Source organism: Phocaeicola coprocola, from assembly GCF_041333015.1.
Taxonomy (GTDB): Bacteria; Bacteroidota; Bacteroidia; order Bacteroidales; family Bacteroidaceae; genus Phocaeicola; species Phocaeicola coprocola.
Map to the genome: position 1 here is coordinate 1,446,398 of NZ_JBGKGM010000001.1, position 25,256 is coordinate 1,471,653.

Sequence of the window (25,256 nt, forward strand, 5' to 3'; positions counted from 1 at the left end):
TGCATCGTGCAAATGTAAGCATTAATCTTTAATAAATGATTAGGTTTTGGAACGAACTGATATAAAAAAACTCATAAATAAAGTCTTTCAGGTAGCTTTGCCTTTGGTGTTAGGGGCGGTTATTTTGCTATGGACGTATCATGGATTCAACTTCCGGCATGTTTATGAGGTGATGGACGGAGGTATGAATTATGGCTGGATGCTTTTTTCACTGGTTTTTGGCGTCTTCGGTCATCTGTTTCGCGGGTGGCGCTGGAACCTGGCATTGGCTCCTCTTGGTGAACATCCTAAAATTTCGAATAGTGTGTATGCCATATTTATTGCTTATGCGGCCAATCTGGTTTTACCTCGGGTAGGAGAGGTTTCGCGCTGCGGCATACTTGCAAAATATGACAATGTTTCTTTTTCCAAATCTCTTGGAACGGTCGTTTCCGAACGTTTAGTTGATTCTGTCTGTGTACTGCTTATTACCGCAGGTACGCTGTTGCTTCAGTCGGGAGTCTTTGCCCGTTTCTTTCGTATAACAGGTACTGACGGAGCTTTTTTTCTGCATTTGTTTTCGTCGACTAATTTTTATATAACGTTAATCTGTATAGTAGCGGCTTTGGTTCTGCTTTTCTGGCTGATACGTAATCTGACAATTTTTGCTAAGGTCAGGGGACTGATTAAAAATGTCTGGCTAGGATGTCTTTCCATCCGTCAGGTACACCGTCCGGTATTGTATATCATTTATACTGTCGCTATCTGGTTATGTTATTATCTGCATTTTTATCTGACGTTTTACTGTTTCGACTTTTCTGCCGGACTAGGCTGGGTTGCCGGACTGGTATTGTTTGTGGTAGGGAGTATTGCCGTTATTGTTCCTACACCAAATGGAGCGGGTCCGTGGCACTTTGCTGTCATCACCATGATGATGATGTACGGAGTAAGTAAGGAAGATGCAGGAATATTTGCGCTTTTAGTGCATGGTATTCAAACCTTTTTATTAATTTTGTTAGGAATATATGGACTGGTGGCTTTGCCGCTTACAAATAAAAATAAAACTAAAACCTATGAATGAAATTCTTTCTCTGGCTCCACAGAATGTGTGGAAGCATTTTTATTCGTTAACTCAAGTGCCTCGCCCGTCAGGACATTTGGCAAAAGTTCAGTCATTTTTACTGGAGTTCGGTAAGAATGCTGGTATTGAAGCTTTTCAGGATGAGGCTGGAAACATCATTTACCGCAAGCCTGCCACTCCGGGCATGGAAAACCGTAAGACGGTTATCTTGCAGGCACACATGGATATGGTTCCACAAAAGAACAGAGATACACAGCATGATTTCGAAAACGATCCTATTCAGGTTTATGTAGACGGTGAATGGGTGAAGGCAAAAGGCACTACACTTGGTTCGGACAACGGTATGGGGGTAGCTGCAATCATGGCTGTAATGGAAGATAAAACATTAAAACACGGCCCATTGGTTGCACTGATCACTGCCGATGAAGAAACTGGTATGTATGGCGCTTTCGGCTTGAAACCTGGAGAAATAGAAGGCGATATTTTGCTGAACCTCGATTCTGAAGAAGAAGGTGAGCTGTATATCGGTTGTGCCGGTGGTGAAGATCTGACAGCTACACTGGAATATAAGGAAGAAGAAACCGATCCGGAAGATGTAGCTTTGAAAGTTACTCTGAAAGGTCTGCGTGGTGGTCACTCTGGTATACAGATTGGCTGGGGACATGCCAATGCAAACAAGCTTATGGCTCGCTTCCTGAATCAGGTTATTGCATACGATGAAGCTTGTCTGGTATCGTGGGAAGGTGGAAACATGCGTAATGCTATTCCTCGTGAATGCGAAGTTGTGATTACTGTACCCGAAACAGAAGTAGAAGATGTACTGGCATTCGTTGGTGAGTGTGAACAAGTATGGCGTGATGAATTTGCTACAATCGAAGAAGGACTGAGCTTTAAGGCAGAACGTGTGGAATTGCCGAAGTACATGGTTCCTGAAGAAATCCGCGATAACTTGGTAGATGCTATCTATGCATGTCCTAACGGAGTGGAACGTTTCATCCCGACTATTCCTGATACAGTAGAAACATCTTCTAACCTTGCCATTGTTGAAATTGCCAATGGAAAGGCAGCTGTTAAAGTTTTGACACGTAGTTCTCGTGAATCAATGAAAGATTACCGTAATACAGCTATCGAAAGCTGCTTCTCTATGGCTGGTATGCATGTAGAACGTTCAGGCAGCTATTCAGGATGGGAACCAAATGTTAATTCTCCTATCCTTCACGCCATGAAGGAATCGTATAAGGCACAGTTTGGCGAACTTCCTGAAGTGAAGGTTATACATGCCGGACTGGAATGTGGTATTATCGGAGCAGTAGTTCCGGGACTTGATATGATTTCTTTCGGTCCTACTTTGCAGTGCCCGCATACTCCGGAAGAACGTTGTCACATTCCTTCAGTTTCGAAGTTCTATGACTTCCTGACTGCAACGTTGGAAAATACTCCTGAAAAATAATTCTTGAGATACATATAATATCCTGCCTGAACGACGAGGAAATCGTTGTCCGGGCAGGCTATTTTTTGTCTTTCCTTGTATTATGGGAAAAACGTTCTTTTCTCTTTTCTTACTCTCTGTGAACTCTTTTAAAAAGCTCAGCAGAATAGCTAGATTTTTTGTACAAAACATCTGGAAATTTCTACAATTTTTTTGAAAATATCGAGATGTTTTTCTGCATTTATCAGCATGTTTTTTTGTAGACCTCTAATTGTTACAAATTTCCTTTATTGCTCCATTATCGGTTTATCAATTTATTACCTGGATTGAAGCAAAATTATGTGTGTTTTTACTGATAATATCTACAAATTACATACGGTTTTTCTGGCTTTCACCGGCTCCGGTACCTTTGTATTTGCTCTTGGCTGTATTTAACTTGTATCTTATTGTTACAGAAAACTCACGATTATCGTAAGAATTTTTTTGATAAATATTATAATCTCCAGAATATAAGTGATAATAATCTTTGTTTGTATCGAGTAAGTCACTGCCTTTCAATTCAACACTGAGAGCATCTTTCAAGAAACTTTTTCTGACAGACAGATTTATGCTGCCTGTCGGATGTTCTATGTAAATATTCTGATAAGCACCTTTACTTTGGATATTGGTATCCAGTCCGATAATAAATTCTTTTGGCAATTCGATGGTATTATTGAAGTTTGCTACATAAACTGGAGTTTTCATATCGAAAGGTTTGCTAAAGGATTCTACTGTAAGCCATTGTTTTTTACACCTATTCCAATCATTGGTGACCAGCAGCCTATTTTAGGTGAGACCGAAAGAAAAGCTGAGAAAGTTGGAATGGATTTATTCCAGTTACGATAGCTTAACATGGTCTGTGAACCATCTTCTTCTGTCAATTCACCCCAATATAATATCCAGTTTTTAGTCTGACTGTAAGACAGACTGAGCTGTAACCATTTCCATACGGCAGCCAATGACAGGTCGTGTATAATGGTTGGGCGAAGTGTCGGAGTTCCCTTTTGCTGGGTGAAACGGTCTGAGTAGGAAACATTGTTACTAAGTTGTTGATAAGAAGGTCTGACTGTTTTTGCTGTGTAACTTAACTGGGTCTGTATATTTCCCCATTTGGTAGAGAACGACAGATGAGGAAATACATTGTCGAATGTCCGGCTCTGTTCATCTATATGTTGGTTATTCTCGAAATGGCCGAATTTATCCTGTTCGTATCTTACTCCAACAGACCAGTCACCCCACGGGAAGTTCTGGCTATATTCTGCGAATCCGGCAGCATTTATTTCTTCAAGCTTGCTGTATGAAGTGGGTACATAATTTTCTTCATTAAGATAATCATCATTTCGATGTGTATAGGTTACCTCACTTCCTACGGCAAGTGTTCCTTTTCCTAAAGGCAAGGAAACTATGAGTTTTCCGGCAACCAGACGGTTCTTTACATCTCCTATTGAATGTACATTGCGATTTTCATACTTTTCACTCAACTCTTTTACATTGGAGTATTCCCGGCTACCATTTTGGAAATAGTCTATATTGAAATCAATATTTGCAGTACCGACTATACCGTTATAATATGCATTGATTTCATGTCCCCAATCATCGTTGGTATAATTGTTGGCGGTAGAATATATTTCGTCGTAAAGCTGATTGTCGGTGGTTACATGTGTATAGGTTTCTCTGGATCCATCTGGAGAAAGCTGTTTGTTAGGTTGATATTTCATTCCCAATGTATGCTTGTCGTTTATTTGATAATTGAATCTGATATTGCCTTCCAGTATCTTGGATAAATTATCGTTGAAACTATTCATGTTATGGGTCCATTCCTGCGTTCCTCTTTTCTTAAGAATAACGGTATAATCCTGTATATACTTCATATTACTAAAGTAAATGGAGCCGAAAATATCCAGGTCGTGATGACGATAATTCAGGTTGGCCTGTTCGATCCAGTCTGTATTTTTCGACTGATAATAGCTGGACCGTAAGTAAATTAACTCCTATTCAGAAGACACAGATCATTATGTTGCTTCAAGAGCTGCAGAATACTGTAGGATTCTTGGGTGGCGGTATTAATGATGCTGCTGCTTTGCGTCAGTCGGATATCGGCATTTCGGTTGATTCTGCTGTAGATATAGCCAAATAGATATTATTCTACTGGAAAAGGACTTGACGGTGTTGGAAGATGGTGTACTTGAGGGTAAAAAAACATTTGGAAATATCACTAAGTATATAAAGATGACAGCAAGTTCGAATTTTGGAAATATGTTTAGTGTAATGGCTGCAAGTGCATTTTTGCCTTTCCTTCCGATGTTGCCGATTCATCTGCTGATTCAGAATTTGCTTTATGATATTTCGCAGACTACCATTCCTTTTGACCGTATGGATGTTGATTATCTCCGTAAGCCTCGTAAATGGGATGCTTCTGATATTAGCCGTTTTATGATATTTATCGGACCGATAAGTTCTATTTTTGATATTGTTACTTATCTGGTGATGTGGTATGTGTTCAGCTGTAATTCTGTGGAACATCAGACGTTATTTCAGTCGGGCTGGTTTATAGAAGGTTTACTGTCGCAGACATTGATTGTTCATATGATTCGTACGCAGAAAATACCATTTATACAAAGTTGTGCTTCGTGGCAGGTTACCGGACTGACTGTGCTGATAATGGTTATTGGAATTATCATTCCTTTCTCTCCTTTCGGAACTTCAATCGGACTTGAATCTTTGCCATTAAGCTATTTCCCCTGGCTTGTCGGTATTCTGCTTTCATACTGTGTACTGACTCAAATGATAAAAAACTGGTATATCAAGCGATTTGTAAAATGGTTGTGATAAATGATTGTGAAGAGATTTGTTTTATGTGCTGCTATGGTAATGGTTGCATTTACAAACCATTACCTTGCGGCTCAGGATTTTAATCTGACCTACACTACTGAATTTCAAACTGATTTTCGTAAAGGAGCAAAATGGGTGAATTTACTTCGTACTGATTTCCTGCAATCCTTAGGCAATTCGGTTAACATTGAGGTTGCTTCTATCGGTGTGGCACGAACGAGTGATAAGAAGCTGGTTGATGATTTGCAAGTATATTCGAATATTGAAGAAGAAAATTTGCCTCTGGCTTTAGCCATATTAGGGATAAACTGGCATGTAAGGGCTTCTTCTCTTTTTGTTGGAATACGGAATCTGAATGAAGATTATTTTAATTCACCGTGTACATCTTTGTTTACCAATAGCTCATGCGGTATATTTCCTACTTTGTCGGCTAATTATCCGATTGCAAATTATCCGGTGGCTTCAGTAGGTATGGATTATAAGTTGAAGTTGGGAAACTGGCATGTGGAAACTTCCATTTATAATGGAACCGGCTATAACATGTTTGTCGGAAAGGAAAATGTTTTTCGTTTTTGTCCGAAAACGGATGGAATATTGAGTATTACATCATTAAATTATCAAAACAATGATAGCGGTTATTATATGGGCATTGCTTTACATAGCGGGATGTCTGCTGGTGATGAAAGTGGAAATGATGAAACGGAAGAAAAGAAAAAGTTGAATACAGTACTTTGGGGATATGCGGAACAAAAACTTTCTTCTGGTCTGTATACTTTGTTTCAATATTCCATAAATCCGACAGAGAAACAAGGATGCCGTAGTTATGTAGGTGGTGGACTTGTAATGCGTTATAAGAAAATAGAAGGAGGTGTGTTTGCTGATTATGCAGATTTTACAACTGAACATGAATGGGCAAGTGAGTTGACTTGTAAGTTCTTGTTTGGGAAAAGTGGATATGTACAGCCTGCCTTCCATCTGATAGCCAACACTCGTGAATGTAATTGGGTCGGACTAATCAGGTTAGGGTATGAGATATAATTTTTTCTGAGAGTGTGTCGTGATGTCTTTCGGGGCACACTCTCAGATATTTATTTGGCTATTTTCAGAAATGCTTCTATATCTCGCCGGATCATCTGATAAAGAGGTGATGACTGGTAATGAGGATTTTTACGGATAACCACTTCTATATCAACCTGACTACGCTGATAGGCTGTGAGCTCATTATGTAACTGAATGTCGTGTAAAGCTAAATCGTGTATTTGTTGTTCACGTTCGCGACGGAGTACTGTGCATACCGGAATCAGCAGACGCAGTATGACATTGTCCATAATGTGATGCCCTTGAATGAACATGTAAGTATTGTCCGGGTACACTCCCAATGTACGGAACTCTTTTTTCATATCTTCGATCTCTTCCAGAGCTTCTACATGCCGTCTTTCTAACTCATGAAGTTTACGGTTGACTTTTTTGGACATGATTTCCAGACTTTTTTCAGGATGGCGTGTGCTGACTTGGTCTAACTTTACGAAAGAGCAGAAATCCAGTAAGGAAAATTCTGATAAATTATGTTGGCGGTAAAACCATACAGACCAGATGAAAAGCGGATAGGCTATTTCTGAATAGAGTTTCATGAAGGCAGGAAAGTCAATCAGTTTATGGTCGTTTAGCGTAGCTGTAACACACGCTTCGTGTAAGCCTTCGGCATAGCAGTGGTAATTTTCTATGGCATAGGCGTACGTCTGTAATACGTAGGGGCTGTTGATGATATACCGTGACGTTTGAGTCCTTCCTTGAAGAAGATAATCGTAATCACTGTCAACACAGGCTATCATATTTTCTCCCAGACGACTTCCCAGTTCGTTCATCAAAACTGATTTCTTTCCCTTGGCAAGTGAACTTCGGGATGGCAACATGACTTCAAAGTAACGTTTGTCATTCTCATATTCGACCAGAAGGGAACGCCAAAAAGATATGTCATCGTAACTTTCTACATATGCGACGATTTTTCTTTTTGCTTGTTTTGGCTTCAGACTGTTGGCTGCTCCAATATAGAGTGAAGAAAGGTTTTCTGTAAGTCTTTTTCCCATAGCCGTAATTGTTTAATGAGTAGTTATATCACTTACTTCTGTCACTGCATCTATCCATCCGTTCATAATTAAGGCAGGAGAGTGGGTGGTAAGTATGATCTGTACATTAGGGTTTAAGCTTCGGATGAGTGAAATCAACCGTTGTTGCCATTCTACATGAAGAGATATTTCGGGCTCATCCATAAATAGTGCAAATGGCTGATTGTCTTGTACCAGTACGGTAAGCAAAATGACAAGCATTTGTTTTTCTCCTGATGACAGCTGGTAAGGAGTTAATATATCACCATCTTGCTCGAATAAGATTTCGTTGCTTCTGCGGTTTATTTTTTTCCCGGTTTCGCTGAAAAGATCATCCATTAAGTCCTGGAATTTTGTTTTGGGACGTGAAACTTCAGCAGCACGAGCCTGATCTTCTATAACTCCGCTTGTAAGCAGTTCGATAATTCTGTTTCCGATATTTACCTGATAATCCAGATAGCGACGCTGAAGCAGATATAATTGCCAGTCGAGTTCTGTTTTTACACTTGAGTTTCCTATCTTTTCAAGCAGTCCGGAATTGATTAGCGGACGGTCGAAACTACGGATTACGTCAAATCGGATGAAATTAGCATCTTCAGGAGAGAATACGAAAGAAACTCCCGGCTGTACGCCATTAGTCAATGCATGCCCTTCCAGTTCGTTAAGATATCGTACGGAATTGTTCAAAATTGTACTTTTACCAATACCATTTACTCCGCTTAAAATGTTGACATCAGCACGTAAGTCCCATGAGATATTCTTTCTTCCCCATAGACCTTTAATTTCGATACGTTTAATGTAGTCGGCTTGCTTCTTCATGGTTGTATTTGTTTATACGCTTTAAACAAAAATACGGATAATCTTGGAATAAATCAATGTTTACAGCTCTCTTTTTTCGGATAACTCTTACCTTTGCATCGTAAAAAATATGATAGAAAACATGAATGTAAAAGTTATAAGAGCACATCTTGCTTTGCTGGGTGCGGCAAGTATGTGGGGATTGATGTCGCCAATGGGAAAGGCGGCCATGGAAGCTGGTATAACCGGATTGTCGTTGGCTACAATGCGTATGATAGGTGGTGCGGTTTGTTTTTGGATTGCGTCATTGTTTGCTCCGAAGGAGAAAGTTAGTTCGCATGATTTGATGTTACTTTTCTTTGCCGGACTGTTGGGTATTGTGTGCAATCAGGGATGTTTTACATTTGGTTTGTCGCTTACATCTCCTATAGATGCTTCTATTGTAACTACTACCATGCCGATAGTAACTATGATATTGGCTGCACTTTTTTTGAAAGAACCTGTTACACCCAAGAAGGTTATTGGTATATTTCTAGGCTCAATCGGTGCGCTTATGCTGATTTTAAGCAATCAGGGCGGATCGGTAGATGGAGGAGGCAGCATTTTGGGAGATGCATTGTGCATAACGGCTCAGGTAAGTTTTGCCTGTTATCTGACTATATTTAAGAAACTTATTTCGCGCTACAATGTGTTTACACTGATGAAATGGATGTTTACTTATGCGGCTATCTGTTTCATTCCTTTTTCCTACCGTGATTTTTCAGCAATGACGACTATGTCTTTCTCTGCTACGGTATGGATGGAAGTTGGTTATGTTGTCTTATTCGGAACATTCTTTGCCTATATTTTGATGCTCGTAGGTCAGAAGACACTTCGTCCTACCGTCGTAAGTATGTATAACTATATACAGCCCATTGTCGGAACTACAGTATCAGTCTTTTTAGGAATGGGAGTCTTTGGCTGGACCAAAGCATTGGCAGCGGTATTGATTTTTGTAGGTGTTTATGTTGTAACCCAGAGTAAGTCGCGGGCACAGATGCTGGCTGAAGGTGAGAAGGAATAAATGTTTAGCCTATGAGAGAAGATCCGTGTATAAAATCTCCTGTACTTTATTTGCAACATCAATATGAATTGTTGCAGATAGAATATGAATACGAAAAGGAACAGTTTAAGCAGCAAACAGAGCTGATGGGCATTGGACGGAAAATCAAGCGCGGTATGTGCTGGTATCCGTTAAATCTGGGACGAAATTATTATAACGCCTTAAATCAGCTGGTGATAGAAGTTGAGCGGCGTGAAGACAAGGATATCGAACATCAGTTTGAATATGGACGTCCGGTATGTTTCTTTACGCAAGATGTTTCGGGTAAATTGAATTATCTGAACTTTGTCGCAACAGTAAACTACGTGGATGAAGATCGGATGGTTGTGATTCTTCCTTCCGTTGATGCTTTGCTTGCCTTGCAAAGTAAAGAAGTCGTAGGTGTACAACTTTATTTTGATGAAACAAGTTATCGCCTGATGTTTGAGGCTTTAAAGCAAGTTATCGGAGCAAAAAATAATCGTTTGGCAGAGTTGCGTGATATCTTTCATGGAACTCAGCCTGCTTCTACTTTTTCGTTTCATCCTTTGCGCTTTCCTTGGTTAAATGCTACGCAGGAGGAAGCTGTGAATAAAGTACTTCATGCTAAGGATGTAGCAATCGTACATGGGCCTCCCGGAACGGGAAAAACTACTACTTTGGTAGAGGCTGTATACGAAACTCTTCATCGGGAAAATCAGGTATTGGTTTGTGCACAGAGTAATATGGCCGTCGACTGGATAAGTGAAAAACTAGTCGACAGGGGAGTAAGTGTATTACGTATAGGAAATCCTAGTCGGGTGAATGATAAGATGTTATCGTTCACTTATGAACGCCGTTTTGAATCTCATCCTGATTATCCGCAGCTATGGAGTATTCGTAAAGCGATACGCGAATTGTATGCCAGGAGCAGAAAAGGCGCTGAACGAGAAGCTGTCCGGCAAAAGATTAATTCGCTGAAAGACCGTGCAACAGAATTGGAGATTCGTATCAATGAATCTTTATTTTCTGAGGCTCGTGTAATTGCCTGCACATTGGTTGGCAGTGCCAATCGCTTGTTGACAGGGCAGAAATTCGGAACATTGTTTATTGATGAGGCCGCTCAGGCACTTGAAGCTGCCTGCTGGATTCCGATACGGAAAGCCGACCGGGTGATATTGGCAGGAGATCATTGTCAGCTTCCTCCGACGGTAAAGGCACCGGAAGCTCTTCGTGCAGGACTGGGACATACGCTGATGCAGACTATTGTAAAGAATAAACCCGATACTGTTTCACTGCTGAAGCTCCAGTATCGTATGAATGATGAGATTATGCGTTTTTCATCGGAATGGTTTTACGGAGGGATGTTGCAGTCTGCTCCTGAAGTAAAATATCGTAGCATTCTCGATTTTGATACTCCTATTGAATGGATCAATACTGAAGGATTAGATTGTAATGAGGAGTTTATTGGTGAAAATTATGGAAGAATAAATAAGTCGGAAGCTGAATTATCTATCGAGCAGCTGAAAGGTTATATTACCAAAATAGGGCGGGAACGTTTCTTGGATGAACGGATTGATGTGGGTATGATTTCGCCATATAAGGCACAGGTACAATATTTGCGCCGTCTTGTCCGAAATGATGCTTTTTTTAAGCCTTACCGGCAGGCTATCACGATTAATACTGTGGATGGATTTCAGGGACAGGAACGTGATGTGATTCTGATTAGTTTGGTACGTGCTAACGAGGAAGGACAGATTGGTTTCCTGAATGATTTACGACGTATGAATGTTGCGATTACCCGAGCTCGTATGAAACTGATTATATTGGGAGATGCTTCAACATTAACCCGGCATGCTTTTTACAAGAAGCTATATACTTACATAGAAAGTCTGCATGAATAGTTCGAGGATATTGATACACTGATAAACAAAAACTCTTCTTTTATTTCTGGAAACAATCATTTACAGATGATAAAAGAAGAGTTTTTTTATAATGCTTTTTAAAATATGGATATGGATTTATCCTGCTTGAAGACGCTTTTTATTCCGGTAAGTTTTTAATCGTTCTAACGCGTGTTTACGACTTAACATGATTTGGCGTCGGTATACGATACAGGTTGTAATAAAATACACTACGGCTTGTATCCATAATCCCCTGATTATAGGTAAGACATCATGTAGTGTTGCTCCCATGGTATTGATGCGTACATAACCGTTTATTCCAAACGTAGAAGGGAAGAGCCATGAGAATATTTCCCAAAATTTAGGAATAGCTGCGCCTGGCCATGATATACCTGATATAAACAGTAAAGGTACAGAGGTAAATACAAATATCAGCATGCACGATTCTCTGTGATGAACGAATATAGAGCAGGTCATGGCAAAGAAAATACATGCCAGCAGATAAGGTAAAGTAAACCAGAATAAAGTAGCTGGTTGAGCTATCTGTACCAGGCTGAATATTTTAGGAACCAGACAGAGAATATATGTCGACATAACAGTATAGATCATCAGGTATGCAAGCGATTTTCCTAATACAATGCGTAATGTCCCTTGATATTGCCGGCTGATAGGTACAAGGTCGCGGAATCGATTGTTTTCGCGTGCTGTTCCAGCAGACAAACCTACTCCCAGCAATAGAGTTTGTTGGATAATAAGTATTAAAACAGCTGGAATAAGGAAGCTGGCAAAACCATCTTGTGGATTGAACAAAGAAACAGACTCATATTCTATTGGAGTTGTACTGATTTCATCTTGTCGTTCTGTTGTATTACCTAATCTCTTTACCTGAATCTCCTTATTCATTTTCAAGGAGGTTTCTGTATTTGCCAGCAAAATTGCTTTGTAATAAAGCATTCCGCTCATGTCGCAATAAATGCTTACGTGAGCTTGTTTACCTTCGGCCAGATCTTGACTGAAGCTTTCAGGGATATATATAATGCCATATACCTTTTGGTCCTTAAGCAATAGCCTTGCTTCTTCCATATCGGCACAATAAGACTGTATATGTACATCGGGACTTCCATCTACCATACGTATGTATTTTCTGCTTTGAGAACTGTTATTCGCGTCTACCACTGCTGTGGGAACTTCACGAACAACCTCGTTTGTATAGATGAAAGCATATATCAACGGGTAAGCTAATGGAACCAGCAGGAAAAATATCAGGACTCCCTGATCTTTTATCGTAGCTTTAAGTTCCTTTCTGAATATATAGAACAGTCCATTCAGCCCTTGCCGTATAATATGTCGGAGTGAATATTTTTCCATGATTGACCTTTTAAGGAATATATGTATAGTGTAACATGATTGTACGCAGTTTCTTCAATACAAAGAATGGCAGCAGCATAAATATGAGTAATGCCACTACAGAATGCCAGGCATAAATAAGTGGATAACCGTTGAGTGCAAGGTTGGCATATAGTAGAAAGTAATGCCTCAATGGGAATAGCACACTGAGTGCCTGAAGAGTCGGGTGCATGGCCATAACCGGAAATGTAAATCCTGAAATGGAAAAAGATAAAACTCCCCAAAGTGAGGCTGCACTAAGAGCCAGACGAAGCGTGCCAAATAGGCCAAAGAAAAACAGACCTACAGCTTGTGAAGCCAGTACTAATAAGAGTCCTGACAATAACATTGGGAAGATACCACTGTTACATGGGTAATGTAAAAATCCATAGAGATATACATTGTAGAATACAGCTATGATAAAAAACAGAATTGTTTGTGGCAATAATTTGCCGACCAATGCTGTGACAATGGAATTATCTGCTAAATGAAGTAATTCCTTTGCCGTATTTTCTTTTATTTCAACTCCTATTGTATATGCTGTAATTAGAAAAATCAGTAGCATCAATATTCCGGGAAATAGTGTGTTACACAGATATACGGAATAGTTTAGCCAGGGATTATTCAGTGGATGAGTATCAATGACAATTGGTTGTAAGAATGCTACAGCCTGATCTTCTGTAGCTCCCTTGGCCAATAAGGTACTCTGACCTATGGCAGCAGAAGCAAGCTCACTCATCGTACGTTGATCTCTGTAAAGTAGAGAACCGGCTATCAGGTATGAATAGTTTGTGTAAAAAGACACTTTAGGTTGTCTGCCTGCTATTGCTTTTTCTGTAGTCCCTTCCGGAATGTAATAGAATGAATAAATTTCTCCGCGCTGGATGGCTTCCCTTGCTTCGTTGAAACTACCGTAGTGGGCTACGATTTTAGTCTGCTGAAAAGCATCCAGATTACGTATGATTGTACGTGTAGTTGAAGTATTGTCAAGGTCCACTACGCCTGCAGGCATATTGGTAGGTAGCCCGCTGCTCATTAGCGTAGTAAAGAAAATATAACTGAAAATCGGAGCTATTACCATGCAAAAGAGATACATCGGCTTGGTTGCGATGCGTATAACTTCTCGTTTCGCAATTTGTAACAGGCGTTTATGGACAGTAATTGACATAGTTTATTCTTTATTTTTCAATAATAGCCGACATGCCGGGGCGTAAATTTTCTACTGTTTGTACGGGTTTGGCTTTTACCTCAAAAGTTTTTAAATCGAATTGTCCGGTTGTCTTGGTTGCTTTCCATGCTGCATAAGTTCCCAAATCTTTCATGTATGTGACCTTGAAAGTTGCATTTTTTTCTAATGCAGGTATATAAGCTGTAATTTCCCCTCCTACGGTAAAATCTTTCAAGAAATCTTCTCGTACATTAAAGGTTACCCACATATCGTCTAGCTGAGCAACATTCATGATTGGAGCTCCAGTACCTACCAGTTCACCTACTTTAGGGAATATTTCTGTAACTTCTCCATCGGCAGACGCTATCAGATAAGTTTCGTTTATATACGAAGTAACTTCGGCCACAGCACCTTTCGCACGCTCTACCTGAGCTGCTGCCATTGCTTTGTCTTCACGTTGTGCACCATTTTTAGCCATTGTGTATTGTGCTTTGGCAGCCCGTTCTGTTGCGGCCATAGCATCATATTGAGCTTTTGCTTCATCTCTTTTTTGAGCAGACATAACTCCTTCTTCATACAATCTGTTTACACGGTTATATGATTTTTCTGCGATGTCCAGACCAGCTTTTGCCTTTTGCCACATTTCGAATGCTGCTTGCAACTGTTCTGAACGAGTGCCACGGATTGCTTTTTCATTTAAAGCCTGTGCAGCTTGTTCTGCTGCCTGTGCCTGAGATAATTTAGCCTGTACATCCGGAGCTTCAAGTATAGCAAGTGTATCTCCAGCCTTTACTTTTTCTCCTTCATCTACTAAAAATTTAAGTATACGTCCTGGCACTTTGCTCGAAACGCGATATTCAGTTGCTTCTGCCTGACCTTGAATAATTTCAGGACCTTTTCCGAGAGTAAAGAATCCGATGATACTTACAATGACAATTACTGCAGCAAGTGTAAAAAATGCCAGCATGATATTGCTGTGTTGAGATTTTTCAGTCATATTGATTTATTATTTTAATGTTCCCATTGATTTGTTCAAATATATTTCACTCATTTTTAGATCGATTTGTGCATCAATCTTGCCAGATTGTGCTGACAACCAAGCCGTTTGTGCTTCTAACACATTGCTTGCAGGTATGACTCCTTCTTTAAATCCCAGATTAGCATATCGCAAATTTTCTTCGGCTTTTTCCATGTTTTTTTCTGCCATGGTCAGCTTTTTCACAGCTTCATTAACTTTATACGAGCTTTGTGTGACCTGAAGTTCTACCTTTTCTTTTATATCTTCCAGTTGGTAGCGTGCTATATTGGCTTCAGCTTTGGCAGCTTTGACTTTGTATATACCTTCTCCCCAATGGAATACCGGTATCTTTACGACAACACCGATTCCCCACATTCCTCGGAATTTATTTTCAAATCCATTAGTCAGTGAAGGATTTGTGAACAAGTAGTTTGCTGTTAATCCGACTGAAGGAAGAAACTCGGCACGAGCAACATTTACCTTCTGTCTGTAAATTTTTTCGGCAAGTTCTAGCGATTTAAGTTCCTGACGGTTTGCAAATGCGGTATTTACATTGCTTTCCGTGTATGTATTGGGTAATGTCAAATCTTTAATTTCTTCATCTGCCAGTCGTATTTCTGTATCCAATGGGATGCCACAGAGCTGGCATAGTACCATTTTAGATAGACTTAACCCATCTTCTACCTGAGTAAGTGTTATTTCTGCTTCATTTACTTTTACTTTTACACTGAGTTCATCTGCAGTCGTGGCAACTCCTTCGGCAACCATTTTACTCACGTCAGAGTCTAACTTTTGAACAAGTTTCAGGAAGCTTTCTGCCAATTTCTTTTTATTGACCAGAGAGATGACTTGCCAGTAGGCTTGATCCGTACTTAATATTACATCCTGCATGCCTGTAGCATGTTGTGATTGTGCCAACTGCTCTGCATACTTCGTTATTTTATTATATGCTACGATTTTTCCTCCCATAAAAATAGGCTGGGTAAGGGTAGCAGCTCCTACATATAAATTTCTGGTATCAGTACGAAATGCATCAATAATACTTTGTCCTGCATTGTTTAATGCTCCTGGAATTTTTCCCATAGCATTACTTAAAGGAGTAAGGAGGGGAAGCAATTCAGGATGTTGCATTGCTATTTGTTGCAATTCTTGTCCAAAATGCTGTAATTCGTTTCCTACGCTGGTTCCCATATTGCCAATGACTTGTTTCTGGTCATTGCTTAGTAAAGATATTTCTTTTTGGGTACGCATATAGCTTCCCGTCACATCTATCTTTGGGAGATAATTCGTAAATGCTGCTTTTTGCTGGTAGTGAGCAGCATTTATTTTTTCTTGCGCGATGCGTAGTTCTTTGTTGTTCGCGAGAGCCAGTGCACGGCAACTGTCCAAATTTAAGATTCGTTGGGCATAACCATTTAGAACCAGCCCGAACAATAAAATGAAACTTAAAATTCTTTTCATTACCAATTTTCTTTAGTGTTTAGTTGCTTATGCAACATTGCAAATGTATTATAATAAAAACAAATCACCAAGTAAAAAGGTTGAAAAGGAAGAGCGTTTCTGTGTCTTTTTTGCTTTTTTAGCTTAACTGTCTTTTTGAAAAATTAGAAACTTGTCAGTTTTGAACGTTTGGGTTTATTGGCGACAGAATTAGAAACCACTTGTGGGGTAGAGTTTACACCAAACCAACGTGTCATTATTCTAGTTTCACTAGGAGTTGTTGATGGGAAATTGCCATGCTCTATGTGATACAATACAGGGACCATCAAGGAATCTTGTTCTGTTCCCAGTTCTCCCAAATATCCGGTAAGGTCCTCACTTTCTTCATAATCGGGCTTCAGGCCATCTGTATAATAATCGTAATAATTTTCTGAATTACTTATGTACGAAGTTGTTAGCCAGAATTCTAGTTGCGGATGAGCTGCATTGGTGAATAAACTTTGAGCTACATTTTTACCAAATGTATTTTCTCCTACCTGAATTAATTTGTCACCTAAATATGGGCGCAGGCAGTTGATTATGATTTCTGAAGCTGAAGCTGTATTTCCTGTTGTCAGCACATAAAGATGGTCGAACGAAGCATTGGATACTCCTTGCAGAAGAGCTGGGTCGAACACATAATTTTCTGTTTTATTCAGTTTATCATTAAATATCAGGTTGAAACATGTTTTTCCCATTGCATCAGCAGGAGCAAGTATGGTACTCAACAGCAAAGCTGTAGAAACGTAGCCACCGGGGTTGTATCTTAAATCCAGAACAATCTCATTGGGTGATGAGGCTAGCCCTTCTGCAAATTTGCTTTTCAGCTCAGTTTCCTCTGTTATTTCGAAACTGTTATACATGATATAGAAAACTTTTTTTCCGCCCGATGTTGTAAAATTGCGTGTTAAGTATACACTTGGTTCCTCAACGATTCGTGGAGCAGGTGTCGTAAATTCCAGACTGTCCGGAGCTCCGTTGTCATTCATTCTTGCAACCTGATAGCGGTAAGTTTTGCTTGGGCGTTGGAAGTATTCTGTATAATTGCTGCTCGTAATTTTCTGACTGTCGACCATAAAAATATGATCGCCACGCTTCAATCCCATTTCACTGGCCGGAGAATCCGGTTGAGTATATAATATTGTATAATAATAGTCTCCGCTTACACCGCGAACCAAACTTCCTTCGATGCCGAATGTAGGATAACTGCTTTGCACACGGGATATTTTAACAGAATCGATGTGAGAGAAAAGAACACCATTTTTCTGGTCACGATCAGATGCCACCGATGTTAAAAAATCTGCCGGCTTATCGAAAAAATCCAGTCCGTCTTCAGCAGGAAGATCCTCATGGAACAGATAATTCTGTTGCATGGTTTCATACATCCATGTCTTACTTGCAATTAAGGCATAGTATTCACCAGAACGGTCTTCTCCGCATGACGATAGAAAAAACGTTGGAAAAATGGAACTGAGTATGAAATAAATTAAGTATTTTCTCATAAAGTTTTATTTCATTTCGAATGAGTTCTGACCGATCATATTGCCATCAGCAAAGATGTATACAGTATATGTTCCCGCAGGGAGGAATTCTTCTACATCCCAATATACAGTAACGCTTTGTTCCTCACCAGTATATTCAATATATTTCTTAATGGAATATGTAATCTGACGATCTTCGTATGGGAATGTTGTATCACCTTTTGATAAGATTTCGTTGTTAGGTTTGGCAATACGGATATATAGAGTTTTATTACCCGTTTTGGCTGTAATATTCTTGACGATGGTGAACGAGATAGCAATTTTCTTCACGTCCTTTACTTTACGTGCTTTTTTACCTCGTTTATTCATTGGAAGAGCAGATATATTCGTTGCATCAAGCTGGGCTGCCAGTGATACTCGCTCATTAAGATTTTTCTTTTCAGCGGCTAGGGTATTGATTTGTGCAGTAGCTGCTGTATATTTACTTTTCACTTCCTGATTTTCTTCCATCAGTGCAGCATTGATTCGATTCAGTGAGTCGATTTGCATGACATAACTTCTCAATACGGCACGAACAGTTTTCAGTTCTTTTTTCAAGCGTATGATTTCAGCGGCATTGCTACTTTTTACCTGACGGAGTTCTTCGAGCAAACGTTGAGTCTTTAACTTTTCACTTTCCAGCTTTTCGCGTAGAGAGTCATTATTTATTTGTACCTGAAGCTCGTCATATTGAGTGGCAAAAGTGCTGTATTCGTTTTCCATCTCTTCTTTTTCGACGGCGAATACTTCAGTCATTTCTTTATTTTTGCGAAATTCATTGAACGCTAAAAATGAAACTCCAGCAATTACAACAATCAATGCTGCTATAACGATGATTAATTTCTTATTTTTTTCCATGAAAACTGATTTTGTGGCAAAAATACAATATTTTACTCATAAGCATCGTCCTTTAGCCTAAAAAAAACAAAATCTAGCGGAGTTCCAGTATTATAGGAGGAATATCTCCTTTAATCCATTGGTAAAAGATCTTTTCCGGATAAAGCTGTGCATTATCTGATATCCAGTTGTTAAGTATGTCGATAACTGGTATATCATTTTCTGCCGTCATCGTGTTTTCATCGTATGTGTATATCTGTTTCGGGGTAGTTTGGTAGGTGTCGTATACTCCTCTGACATCTACATCGCAGTAAAGTCCGCTTTCTATCGTACAGTTGTTGCTTTTATATACCAGTGATCCATATTTCTTTTTTGATGGATATCCTATCGTTTTGTATGTGTAGCAATTTTTCATTTCACTTCTTGGTTCCATGGTATAGCAGATACCTCCACTGCTCAGTGTATAAGTAAAATCACAACTTGCCATATAGCAGTTTAACAGTTGTCCGAAATTACTGAAAGAAATACCGGAAGCCTGAGCGTTTGGCAGTTGAAAATCAATGTTCTCTGCAGAGCTGTTAATGACGCATCCTTTATTGATTCCGGCAATACCGCCAGCCTGCTTAACCGATTCTCCTGTAAAAGAATTGTTCCCTTTGATATGACATCCTGTTATTGTACCATTGTTTCTACCTGTAAGAATAGCTTCATATTTACAGGTATATCCGGCATTGGAGTATGATACGTTCTCAATATTTAAATCCTTGATAATGCCAGCTGTATCAACAAAAGAAAACAAAGCATATGAATCCATATTGCTTTTAGGCTCTAATTTTAGTTCGTACAGTGTATGATTTTGTCCGTCCAGGCAATCTATAAATCCTGAGTTTTCGAAACCTGATTGGTTATAATGTCCGATACTTTGCAAACGTGCACACTCTTCGGGAGTAAAATGAATGTCATTTAATAGATAATAAGTCATTTTTCCATTGACAGATGTTCCGAACTCTTCTAAACATCTGTCGCCATACGCTTCTCCATTGATAAGATAAGTAAAAGCGATAAAATCTTCAGCTGTACTGATTCCGCATCCGTCGTTTGATGATTTTATGTTATAATTATATCGATATCCGCTTTGAAAGGCTGAAGAATGAACGGATGCTGTGTATGTTTCCTCCTCAGTTGTGATACTTATATCTACCCGTATCTCTGGAGCTGGAGGAACAAGCAGCGTATATATACCATTTTCTTGTTTTGTAAATACTTGGGGATAAGGGTGCTCCTCTGTGTATTCCATTTCAGCAGAAAAAGGATTGAATGTGTGTACTGAAACAGAAGGAGTAAACTGTATTTCTTGGAGCTGCTTGTTTAGAAGCGGATCAACATGAAAGACAAGTTGAGAGAATAAATGACTGAATTTTAAAAAAATAGGAAAACCGTATCGGGTATTTCCTGTATAATATAAAATGTCTTTTAATTTTCCGTCAGGTTCATATATCGTAAAATTGTCACTCTCCATGTAAGGGTAATAGGCACTGACAACCGCGTCCGACTGATCAGTATTCCATTGTAGTTCGGAAGTATAATTCCATACTCCGTGCGTGTAAGTAAGTGGTATATTTTCTGCACTTATACCTCCTCTGCTGTAAAAAGAGATTATACAGTTTTCTTCCAATTGTCCGGAAATATTGTTTCTTGATTCTTTTTCTCCAAAAGTGGCATATTCTTTTCCTGTGATGATTACCTGCTTCAATTTCTGTTCGGAAAGCTTTTCGGATGTACATCCGTTTAATATTGTAAATAAGATTATGATTGTTGATATATATTTCATGGCATTATTTCAACTTGACTTTTTATAAGAATAACGCCATATTTAAAATTTATGTACTTTTTTGGAAAAAAATACGCTGCCGAACCTTCTCAGGCAGGCAGCGCAAGCTACAATACAAAATACAAATACAACTAAACGAGATATATTGTAAAATTAAGAAATAGAAACTGCAAATAAAAATTTGAGGACAAGAAAATTGCAATTTCTATTCTTTCTTTTGTTTTTTAGTTCTTTAGACAATACCTTGAGCCATCATAGCATGTGCTACTTTCATAAATCCTGCAATGTTGGCACCTTTTACGTAATTGATATATCCGTCAGGTTCAGTTCCGTATTTTACACATTGTTCATGGATGTTATGCATAATTTGGTGCAATTTTTCGTCCACTTCTTGAGCAGTCCAGCTCAGATGCATTGCATTCTGGCTCATTTCCAGTCCTGAAGTTGCAACACCACCGGCATTTACAGCTTTACCCGGAGCATACATTAGCTTATGTTCGATGAATGCATCGATAGCTTCTGGAGTACATCCCATATTAGAAATTTCTCCAACGCAAAGTACGGAATTATTTATCAAGTTCATGGCATCTTCTCCGTTCAATTCGTTTTGGGTTGCACAAGGCAGAGCAATATCTACTTTTACTTCCCATGGACGACGTCCTTCTACGAAAGTAGAGCCAGGGAACTTGTCGGCATACGGTGCTACGATATCGTTGCCAGAAGCACGCAGTTCAAGCATATAGTCAATCTTTTCTCCGCTGATACCATCTGGATCATAAATGTATCCGTCCGGACCAGAGATAGTAACTACCTTAGCGCCTAATTGAGTAGCTTTGGTTGCTGCTCCCCATGCGACGTTTCCAAAACCGGAAATAGCCACAGTCTTTCCTTTTATATCTATACCTTTCTTATCGAGCATGTGTTTTACAAAGTACAAACCACCAAATCCAGTAGCTTCTGGGCGGATTAATGAACCGCCGAATTCCAAACCTTTACCAGTGAATGTACCTGTAAATTCATGTGTTAACTTTTTGTACATACCGAACATATATCCAACTTCACGGCCGCCTACACCGATATCACCGGCAGGAACATCCATGTCTGGACCTACATGACGCCATAATTCAAGCATGAATGCCTGGCAGAAGCGCATAACTTCAGCATCACTCTTGCCACGTGGTGAGAAATCAGAACCACCTTTACCACCACCCATCGGAAGAGTTGTCAATGCGTTCTTAAATGTCTGTTCGAAACCTAAGAATTTCAGGATAGAAAGATTTACAGATGCATGGAAACGGATACCACCTTTATACGGGCCGATGGCATTATTAAACTGTACACGATAACCTAAATTTACTTGTACTTTGCCTTTGTCGTCCACCCAAGGTACACGGAATGTTATGATACGGTCTGGCTCAACCAAACGCTCTATCAGTGATGCTTTTTCAAATTCGGGATGTTGATTGTAAATATCTTCAATAGAAAGTAGAACTTCTCTAACCGCCTGCAAGTACTCTGATTCACCCGGATGCTTAGCTTCCAGAGATGACATAATCTGGTTAATGTTCATGACATTTTTAATTTAAGGTCTGACAAAATGAAATTGTTTGTTACTGCAAAGATAGGTTTTTATGTAGAACATCAAAATATTTCAGAATGTTTTTGCGGGTGAAAAGTGATAAAAAGTTAAAGCCTGAAAGGTGCTACATTTGTCTGAAAGTAATTTTTATCTGCTGCTAAGTTGCACAAATCAATAGAAATCACGTTATTTGTTAAACAAATAAAGCTTAAACCTTGAAGCTATGCTCAGTAAGTTAAAATTAAACCAACTTTATTTTAAAGATACCCAGTTTGTCAGTTTAATGACTAAACGCATCTTTAATGTACTTCTTGTGGCAAATCCGTATGATGCTTTCATGCTCGAGGATGACGGTCGCATTGATGAAAAGATATTTATCGAATACATGAATCTCAGTCTTCGTTATCCTCCTCGCTTTACACAAGTGTCTACTGAGGAAGATGCATGGAAGCAACTGGGAAATACAATGTTCGACCTGGTTATCTGTATGCCCGGATCGGACAATAGTGATACGTTCGACATTGCTCGTCAGATAAAGGAAAAATATCCTCATATACCATTAGTTGTTCTGACACCTTTCTCTCATGGTATTAAAGAACGAATGGAACATGAAGACCTGAGTATTTTCGAGTACGTGTTCTGCTGGTTGGGAAATACAGATTTGCTGGTATCTATCATAAAGTTGATAGAAGACAAGATGAATCTGGAACACGATATAAAAGAGGTGGGTGTACAGATGATATTACTTGTAGAAGATTCCATCCGTTTTTATTCGTCTGTACTACCTAATCTGTATAAGTTCGTGCTTCGCCAAAGTCAGGAGTTTGCCACCGAAGCATTGAATGAGCACCAGCGTACGTTGCGTATGCGCGGGCGTCCTAAAATAGTACTGGCCCGCTCTTACGAAGAGGCGATGGACTTATACAATAAATACCAGAATAATACGTTGGGTATCATATCGGATGCCCGTTATCCGCGTGAGGATAAAATTGATCCGCATGCAGGTATTCGTTTTCTTACCGAAGTTAGAAGTCGTGATCCATTTATTCCATTGATTCTTCAATCGGCAGAAGTCAGCAACAAAGAGTTTGCCCTTAGTTGCGGTGCTCAGTTTATCGATAAGAACTCGAAGAAAATGAATATCGACCTGCGCGAAGCTGTTTCCGAAAATTTTGGTTTTGGTGATTTCATTTTCCGCAATCCGAATACGATGGAGGAAGTGGTACGTGTGCATAATTTGAAGGAACTTCAAAATGCCATTTTCTCTATACCGGCCGAATCATTCCTTTATCACATCAGTCGTAATCATATATCGCGTTGGTTATATTCGCGCGCCATATTCCCCGTTGCAGAGTTCTTGAAACAAATAACCTGGGAGTCTTTGCAAGACATCGATGCTCATCGCCAGATTATATTCGAGGCGATTGTGAAGTACCGCAAAATGAAAAATCAGGGAGTTGTAGCTGTTTTCCAGCGTGACCGTTTTGACCGTTATTCTAACTTTGCCCGTATCGGTGACGGTTCGCTGGGAGGAAAGGGACGAGGACTTGCCTTTATTGATAATATGGTAAAGAGGCATGCCGAATTCGAAGAGTTTGAAAATGCTTCGGTTGTGATTCCCAAGACGGTGGTACTTTGTACAGATATATTCGATGAATTCATGGATATGAACCAGCTGTATCAGGTGGCACTGAGTGATGCTGATGATGAAACCATATTACGTGCTTTTTTAAGAGCCAAGTTGCCCGACAAACTGGTTGAAGACTTTTTCGCCTTCTTCGATGTTGTGAAGTCACCTATTGCTATCCGTTCGTCCAGCTTGCTAGAGGATTCTCATTATCAGCCATTTGCTGGAATCTATTCTACTTATATGATTCCTTACCTTACAGATAAATATGAGATGCTGCGCATGCTGAGTGATGCGATAAAAGGTGTTTATGCATCGGTTTACTACAAAGACAGTAAGTCATATATGCAAGCTACCAGCAACGTTATCGATCAGGAAAAGATGGCTGTTATTTTACAGGAAGTGGTAGGTACTCAATACGGTGACCGTTTTTATCCTTCTATTTCAGGAGTAGCACGTTCTATCAATTATTATCCGATTAACGATGAACTGGCAGAAGAGGGAACTGTAAGTCTTGCTCTGGGATTAGGAAAATATATTGTCGATGGAGGACTTACGTTGAGAGTTTGTCCTTACCATCCCGATAAAGTGCTCCAGACAAGTGAGATGGAAATGGCTTTGCGTGAAACTCAGACGCGTTTTTATGCCCTCGATTTGAAAAATATGGGGCAAAATTTTTCACTCGATGATGGTTTTAACCTGTTAAAGCTTCCTGTGAAGGAAGCCGAAAACGATGGCTCTTTGAATTATATAGCTTCAACATACGATCCGTATGATATGGTAATACGCGACGGAATCTATCCGGGTGGACGTAAAGTGATAACTTTTGCCAATATTCTTCAGCACGATGTCTTTCCATTGGCACGTATTCTTCAATTGGTTCAAAAATATGGACAGGGAGAAATGCGTCGTCCCGTAGAGATTGAGTTTGCCGTAAATCTGAATGCAGCAGAGAAGAAAGGAGTATTCTATTTGTTACAGATACGTCCGATGGTAGATATGAAAGCCGATTTGAATGAAGATTTGGATGCTATCCCCGAAGACCAGCTCCTGCTGAAGAGTGTAAATTCTCTCGGACAAGGTATTATGGACGATATTCAAGACGTAATATATGTAAAGACCGAAGGATATTCCGCTTCCAATAATCAGCTGATTGCCTATGATATAGAGAAACTTAACAAACGCTTCCTGGATGAAGGAAAGCATTATATTCTTATTGGTCCGGGACGCTGGGGAAGCAGTGATACATGGCTGGGTATTCCGGTAAAATGGCCTAATATATCGGCTGCACGTGTCATTGTAGAGGCTGGACTCACCAATTATCGTGTCGATCCGAGTCAGGGTACTCATTTCTTCCAGAATCTGACATCCTTCGGTGTCGGTTATTTTACGATAAATGCTTATATGAACGACGGACTGTATAATCAGGAATTGCTGAACAGTATGCCGGCTGTGGAAGAAACCAAGTATTTACGCTGGGTACATTTCGATAAGCCGCTTGCTGTCAAGATGAATGGTAAGAAGAAAATAGGAGTGGTTAGTTTTGACTGATCGGACGAGAAGTGTAATACAGGTGTTCTGTGA

The 25,256-nt window shown here is 39.6% G+C and carries 18 protein-coding genes and 1 pseudogene; 7 read left to right on the forward strand and 12 right to left on the reverse strand.

Translation table 11 applies throughout. The features are described 5' to 3' along the window. Positions 1 to 46 precede the first annotated feature (46 nt). Positions 47 to 1,060, forward strand: coding sequence for a lysylphosphatidylglycerol synthase transmembrane domain-containing protein (locus ACDG22_RS06040; RefSeq protein ID WP_118483913.1), 1,014 nt, complete (start codon positions 47 to 49; stop codon positions 1,058 to 1,060). Continuing rightward, positions 1,053 to 2,510, forward strand: coding sequence for an aminoacyl-histidine dipeptidase (locus ACDG22_RS06045; RefSeq protein ID WP_270230159.1), 1,458 nt, complete (start codon positions 1,053 to 1,055; stop codon positions 2,508 to 2,510). The genes ACDG22_RS06040 and ACDG22_RS06045 overlap by 8 nt, the downstream gene beginning before the upstream one ends. A 348-nt stretch (positions 2,511 to 2,858) precedes the next feature. On the opposite strand, the gene ACDG22_RS06050 is transcribed toward ACDG22_RS06045, so the two are convergent. Further along, positions 2,859 to 3,233, reverse strand: a complete 375-nt coding sequence (locus tag ACDG22_RS06050; RefSeq protein ID WP_270230160.1) for an outer membrane beta-barrel protein — start codon at positions 3,231 to 3,233, stop codon at positions 2,859 to 2,861. 23 nt (positions 3,234 to 3,256) lie between these two features. Next, entirely contained in the window at positions 3,257 to 4,399 is a 1,143-nt protein-coding gene (locus ACDG22_RS06055) for an outer membrane beta-barrel protein (RefSeq protein ID WP_270230161.1), read from the reverse strand. 107 nt (positions 4,400 to 4,506) lie between these two features. Between ACDG22_RS06055 and ACDG22_RS06060 the strand changes: the two are divergent. Beyond that, positions 4,507 to 5,357: pseudogene (locus ACDG22_RS06060) on the forward strand (HAD-IC family P-type ATPase); the annotation flags it as partial. A gap of 3 nt (positions 5,358 to 5,360) precedes the next feature. Then, positions 5,361 to 6,398 carry a hypothetical protein gene (locus ACDG22_RS06065; protein WP_270230162.1) on the forward strand — a complete coding sequence of 346 codons (1,038 nt, stop codon included), beginning with the start codon at positions 5,361 to 5,363 and terminating at the stop codon, positions 6,396 to 6,398. A gap of 50 nt (positions 6,399 to 6,448) precedes the next feature. Here ACDG22_RS06065 and ACDG22_RS06070 read toward each other — a convergent pair whose 3' ends face one another. Beyond that, positions 6,449 to 7,447 carry a DUF4435 domain-containing protein gene (locus ACDG22_RS06070; protein ID WP_007565321.1) on the reverse strand — a complete coding sequence of 333 codons (999 nt, stop codon included), beginning with the start codon at positions 7,445 to 7,447 and terminating at the stop codon, positions 6,449 to 6,451. A gap of 12 nt (positions 7,448 to 7,459) precedes the next feature. Continuing rightward, positions 7,460 to 8,284 (reverse strand): AAA family ATPase, encoded by an 825-nt coding sequence (locus tag ACDG22_RS06075; RefSeq protein ID WP_270212483.1) that lies wholly within the window; start codon positions 8,282 to 8,284, stop codon positions 7,460 to 7,462. Positions 8,285 to 8,393: 109 nt separating this feature from the next. Here ACDG22_RS06075 and ACDG22_RS06080 point away from each other — a divergent pair, with 109 nt between their 5' ends. Together ACDG22_RS06080 and ACDG22_RS06085 are read left to right on the forward strand one after the other, a co-directional pair. Continuing rightward, positions 8,394 to 9,326, forward strand: a complete 933-nt coding sequence (locus ACDG22_RS06080; protein ID WP_007565325.1) for a DMT family transporter — start codon at positions 8,394 to 8,396, stop codon at positions 9,324 to 9,326. 11 nt (positions 9,327 to 9,337) lie between these two features. Next, positions 9,338 to 11,227 (forward strand): AAA domain-containing protein, encoded by a 1,890-nt coding sequence (locus ACDG22_RS06085; RefSeq protein ID WP_177593023.1) that lies wholly within the window; start codon positions 9,338 to 9,340, stop codon positions 11,225 to 11,227. 117 nt (positions 11,228 to 11,344) lie between these two features. On the opposite strand, the gene ACDG22_RS06090 is transcribed toward ACDG22_RS06085, so the two are convergent. The 8 genes from ACDG22_RS06090 to gdhA all read right to left on the reverse strand — a co-directional run bounded on the left by ACDG22_RS06090 (position 11,345) and on the right by gdhA (position 22,036). Continuing rightward, positions 11,345 to 12,595 (reverse strand): ABC transporter permease, encoded by a 1,251-nt coding sequence (locus ACDG22_RS06090; protein WP_007565328.1) that lies wholly within the window; start codon positions 12,593 to 12,595, stop codon positions 11,345 to 11,347. A gap of 10 nt (positions 12,596 to 12,605) precedes the next feature. Further along, entirely contained in the window at positions 12,606 to 13,781 is a 1,176-nt protein-coding gene (locus ACDG22_RS06095; RefSeq protein WP_022124946.1) for an ABC transporter permease, read from the reverse strand. A 10-nt stretch (positions 13,782 to 13,791) separates the two neighbouring features. Then, entirely contained in the window at positions 13,792 to 14,778 is a 987-nt protein-coding gene (locus tag ACDG22_RS06100; RefSeq protein WP_007565332.1) for an HlyD family secretion protein, read from the reverse strand. A 9-nt stretch (positions 14,779 to 14,787) separates the two neighbouring features. Then, positions 14,788 to 16,260, reverse strand: coding sequence for a TolC family protein (locus tag ACDG22_RS06105; protein ID WP_007565334.1), 1,473 nt, complete (start codon positions 16,258 to 16,260; stop codon positions 14,788 to 14,790). Between the two features lie 143 nt (positions 16,261 to 16,403). Next, positions 16,404 to 17,780 (reverse strand): S41 family peptidase, encoded by a 1,377-nt coding sequence (locus ACDG22_RS06110; protein WP_270230163.1) that lies wholly within the window; start codon positions 17,778 to 17,780, stop codon positions 16,404 to 16,406. A 6-nt stretch (positions 17,781 to 17,786) separates the two neighbouring features. After that, on the reverse strand, positions 17,787 to 18,656 hold the full coding sequence (locus ACDG22_RS06115; protein WP_007565337.1) for a hypothetical protein: 870 nt from the start codon (positions 18,654 to 18,656) through the stop codon (positions 17,787 to 17,789). Positions 18,657 to 18,729: 73 nt separating this feature from the next. Further along, positions 18,730 to 20,466 carry a fimbrillin family protein gene (locus ACDG22_RS06120; protein ID WP_270668810.1) on the reverse strand — a complete coding sequence of 579 codons (1,737 nt, stop codon included), beginning with the start codon at positions 20,464 to 20,466 and terminating at the stop codon, positions 18,730 to 18,732. A 232-nt stretch (positions 20,467 to 20,698) separates the two neighbouring features. Next, the gene (gene gdhA, locus ACDG22_RS06125) at positions 20,699 to 22,036 is read right to left on the reverse strand and encodes an NADP-specific glutamate dehydrogenase (protein ID WP_007565341.1); all 1,338 of its coding nucleotides are present in this window, start codon (positions 22,034 to 22,036) and stop codon (positions 20,699 to 20,701) included. Positions 22,037 to 22,268: 232 nt separating this feature from the next. Here gdhA and ACDG22_RS06130 point away from each other — a divergent pair, with 232 nt between their 5' ends. Continuing rightward, on the forward strand, positions 22,269 to 25,223 hold the full coding sequence (locus ACDG22_RS06130; RefSeq protein WP_177593020.1) for a PEP/pyruvate-binding domain-containing protein: 2,955 nt from the start codon (positions 22,269 to 22,271) through the stop codon (positions 25,221 to 25,223). Positions 25,224 to 25,256: the final 33 nt, after the last annotated feature.

Bases quoted from the DNA above. Each gene is read 5' to 3' on its own strand.
- ACDG22_RS06045 (WP_270230159.1), top strand. From the start codon at position 1,053: ATGAATGAAATTCTTTCTCTGGCTCCACAGAATGTGTGGAAGCATTTT.
- ACDG22_RS06050 (WP_270230160.1), bottom strand. From the start codon at position 3,233: ATGAAAACTCCAGTTTATGTAGCAAACTTCAATAATACCATCGAATTG.
- ACDG22_RS06055 (WP_270230161.1), bottom strand. From the start codon at position 4,399: ATGAAGTATATACAGGATTATACCGTTATTCTTAAGAAAAGAGGAACG.
- ACDG22_RS06065 (WP_270230162.1), top strand. From the start codon at position 5,361: ATGATTGTGAAGAGATTTGTTTTATGTGCTGCTATGGTAATGGTTGCA.
- ACDG22_RS06070 (WP_007565321.1), bottom strand. From the start codon at position 7,447: ATGGGAAAAAGACTTACAGAAAACCTTTCTTCACTCTATATTGGAGCA.
- ACDG22_RS06075 (WP_270212483.1), bottom strand. From the start codon at position 8,284: ATGAAGAAGCAAGCCGACTACATTAAACGTATCGAAATTAAAGGTCTA.
- ACDG22_RS06080 (WP_007565325.1), top strand. From the start codon at position 8,394: ATGATAGAAAACATGAATGTAAAAGTTATAAGAGCACATCTTGCTTTG.
- ACDG22_RS06085 (WP_177593023.1), top strand. From the start codon at position 9,338: ATGAGAGAAGATCCGTGTATAAAATCTCCTGTACTTTATTTGCAACAT.
- ACDG22_RS06090 (WP_007565328.1), bottom strand. From the start codon at position 12,595: ATGGAAAAATATTCACTCCGACATATTATACGGCAAGGGCTGAATGGA.
- ACDG22_RS06095 (WP_022124946.1), bottom strand. From the start codon at position 13,781: ATGTCAATTACTGTCCATAAACGCCTGTTACAAATTGCGAAACGAGAA.
- ACDG22_RS06100 (WP_007565332.1), bottom strand. From the start codon at position 14,778: ATGACTGAAAAATCTCAACACAGCAATATCATGCTGGCATTTTTTACA.
- ACDG22_RS06105 (WP_007565334.1), bottom strand. From the start codon at position 16,260: ATGAAAAGAATTTTAAGTTTCATTTTATTGTTCGGGCTGGTTCTAAAT.
- ACDG22_RS06110 (WP_270230163.1), bottom strand. From the start codon at position 17,780: ATGAGAAAATACTTAATTTATTTCATACTCAGTTCCATTTTTCCAACG.
- ACDG22_RS06115 (WP_007565337.1), bottom strand. From the start codon at position 18,656: ATGGAAAAAAATAAGAAATTAATCATCGTTATAGCAGCATTGATTGTT.
- ACDG22_RS06120 (WP_270668810.1), bottom strand. From the start codon at position 20,466: ATGAAATATATATCAACAATCATAATCTTATTTACAATATTAAACGGA.
- gdhA (WP_007565341.1), bottom strand. From the start codon at position 22,036: ATGAACATTAACCAGATTATGTCATCTCTGGAAGCTAAGCATCCGGGT.
- ACDG22_RS06130 (WP_177593020.1), top strand. From the start codon at position 22,269: ATGCTCAGTAAGTTAAAATTAAACCAACTTTATTTTAAAGATACCCAG.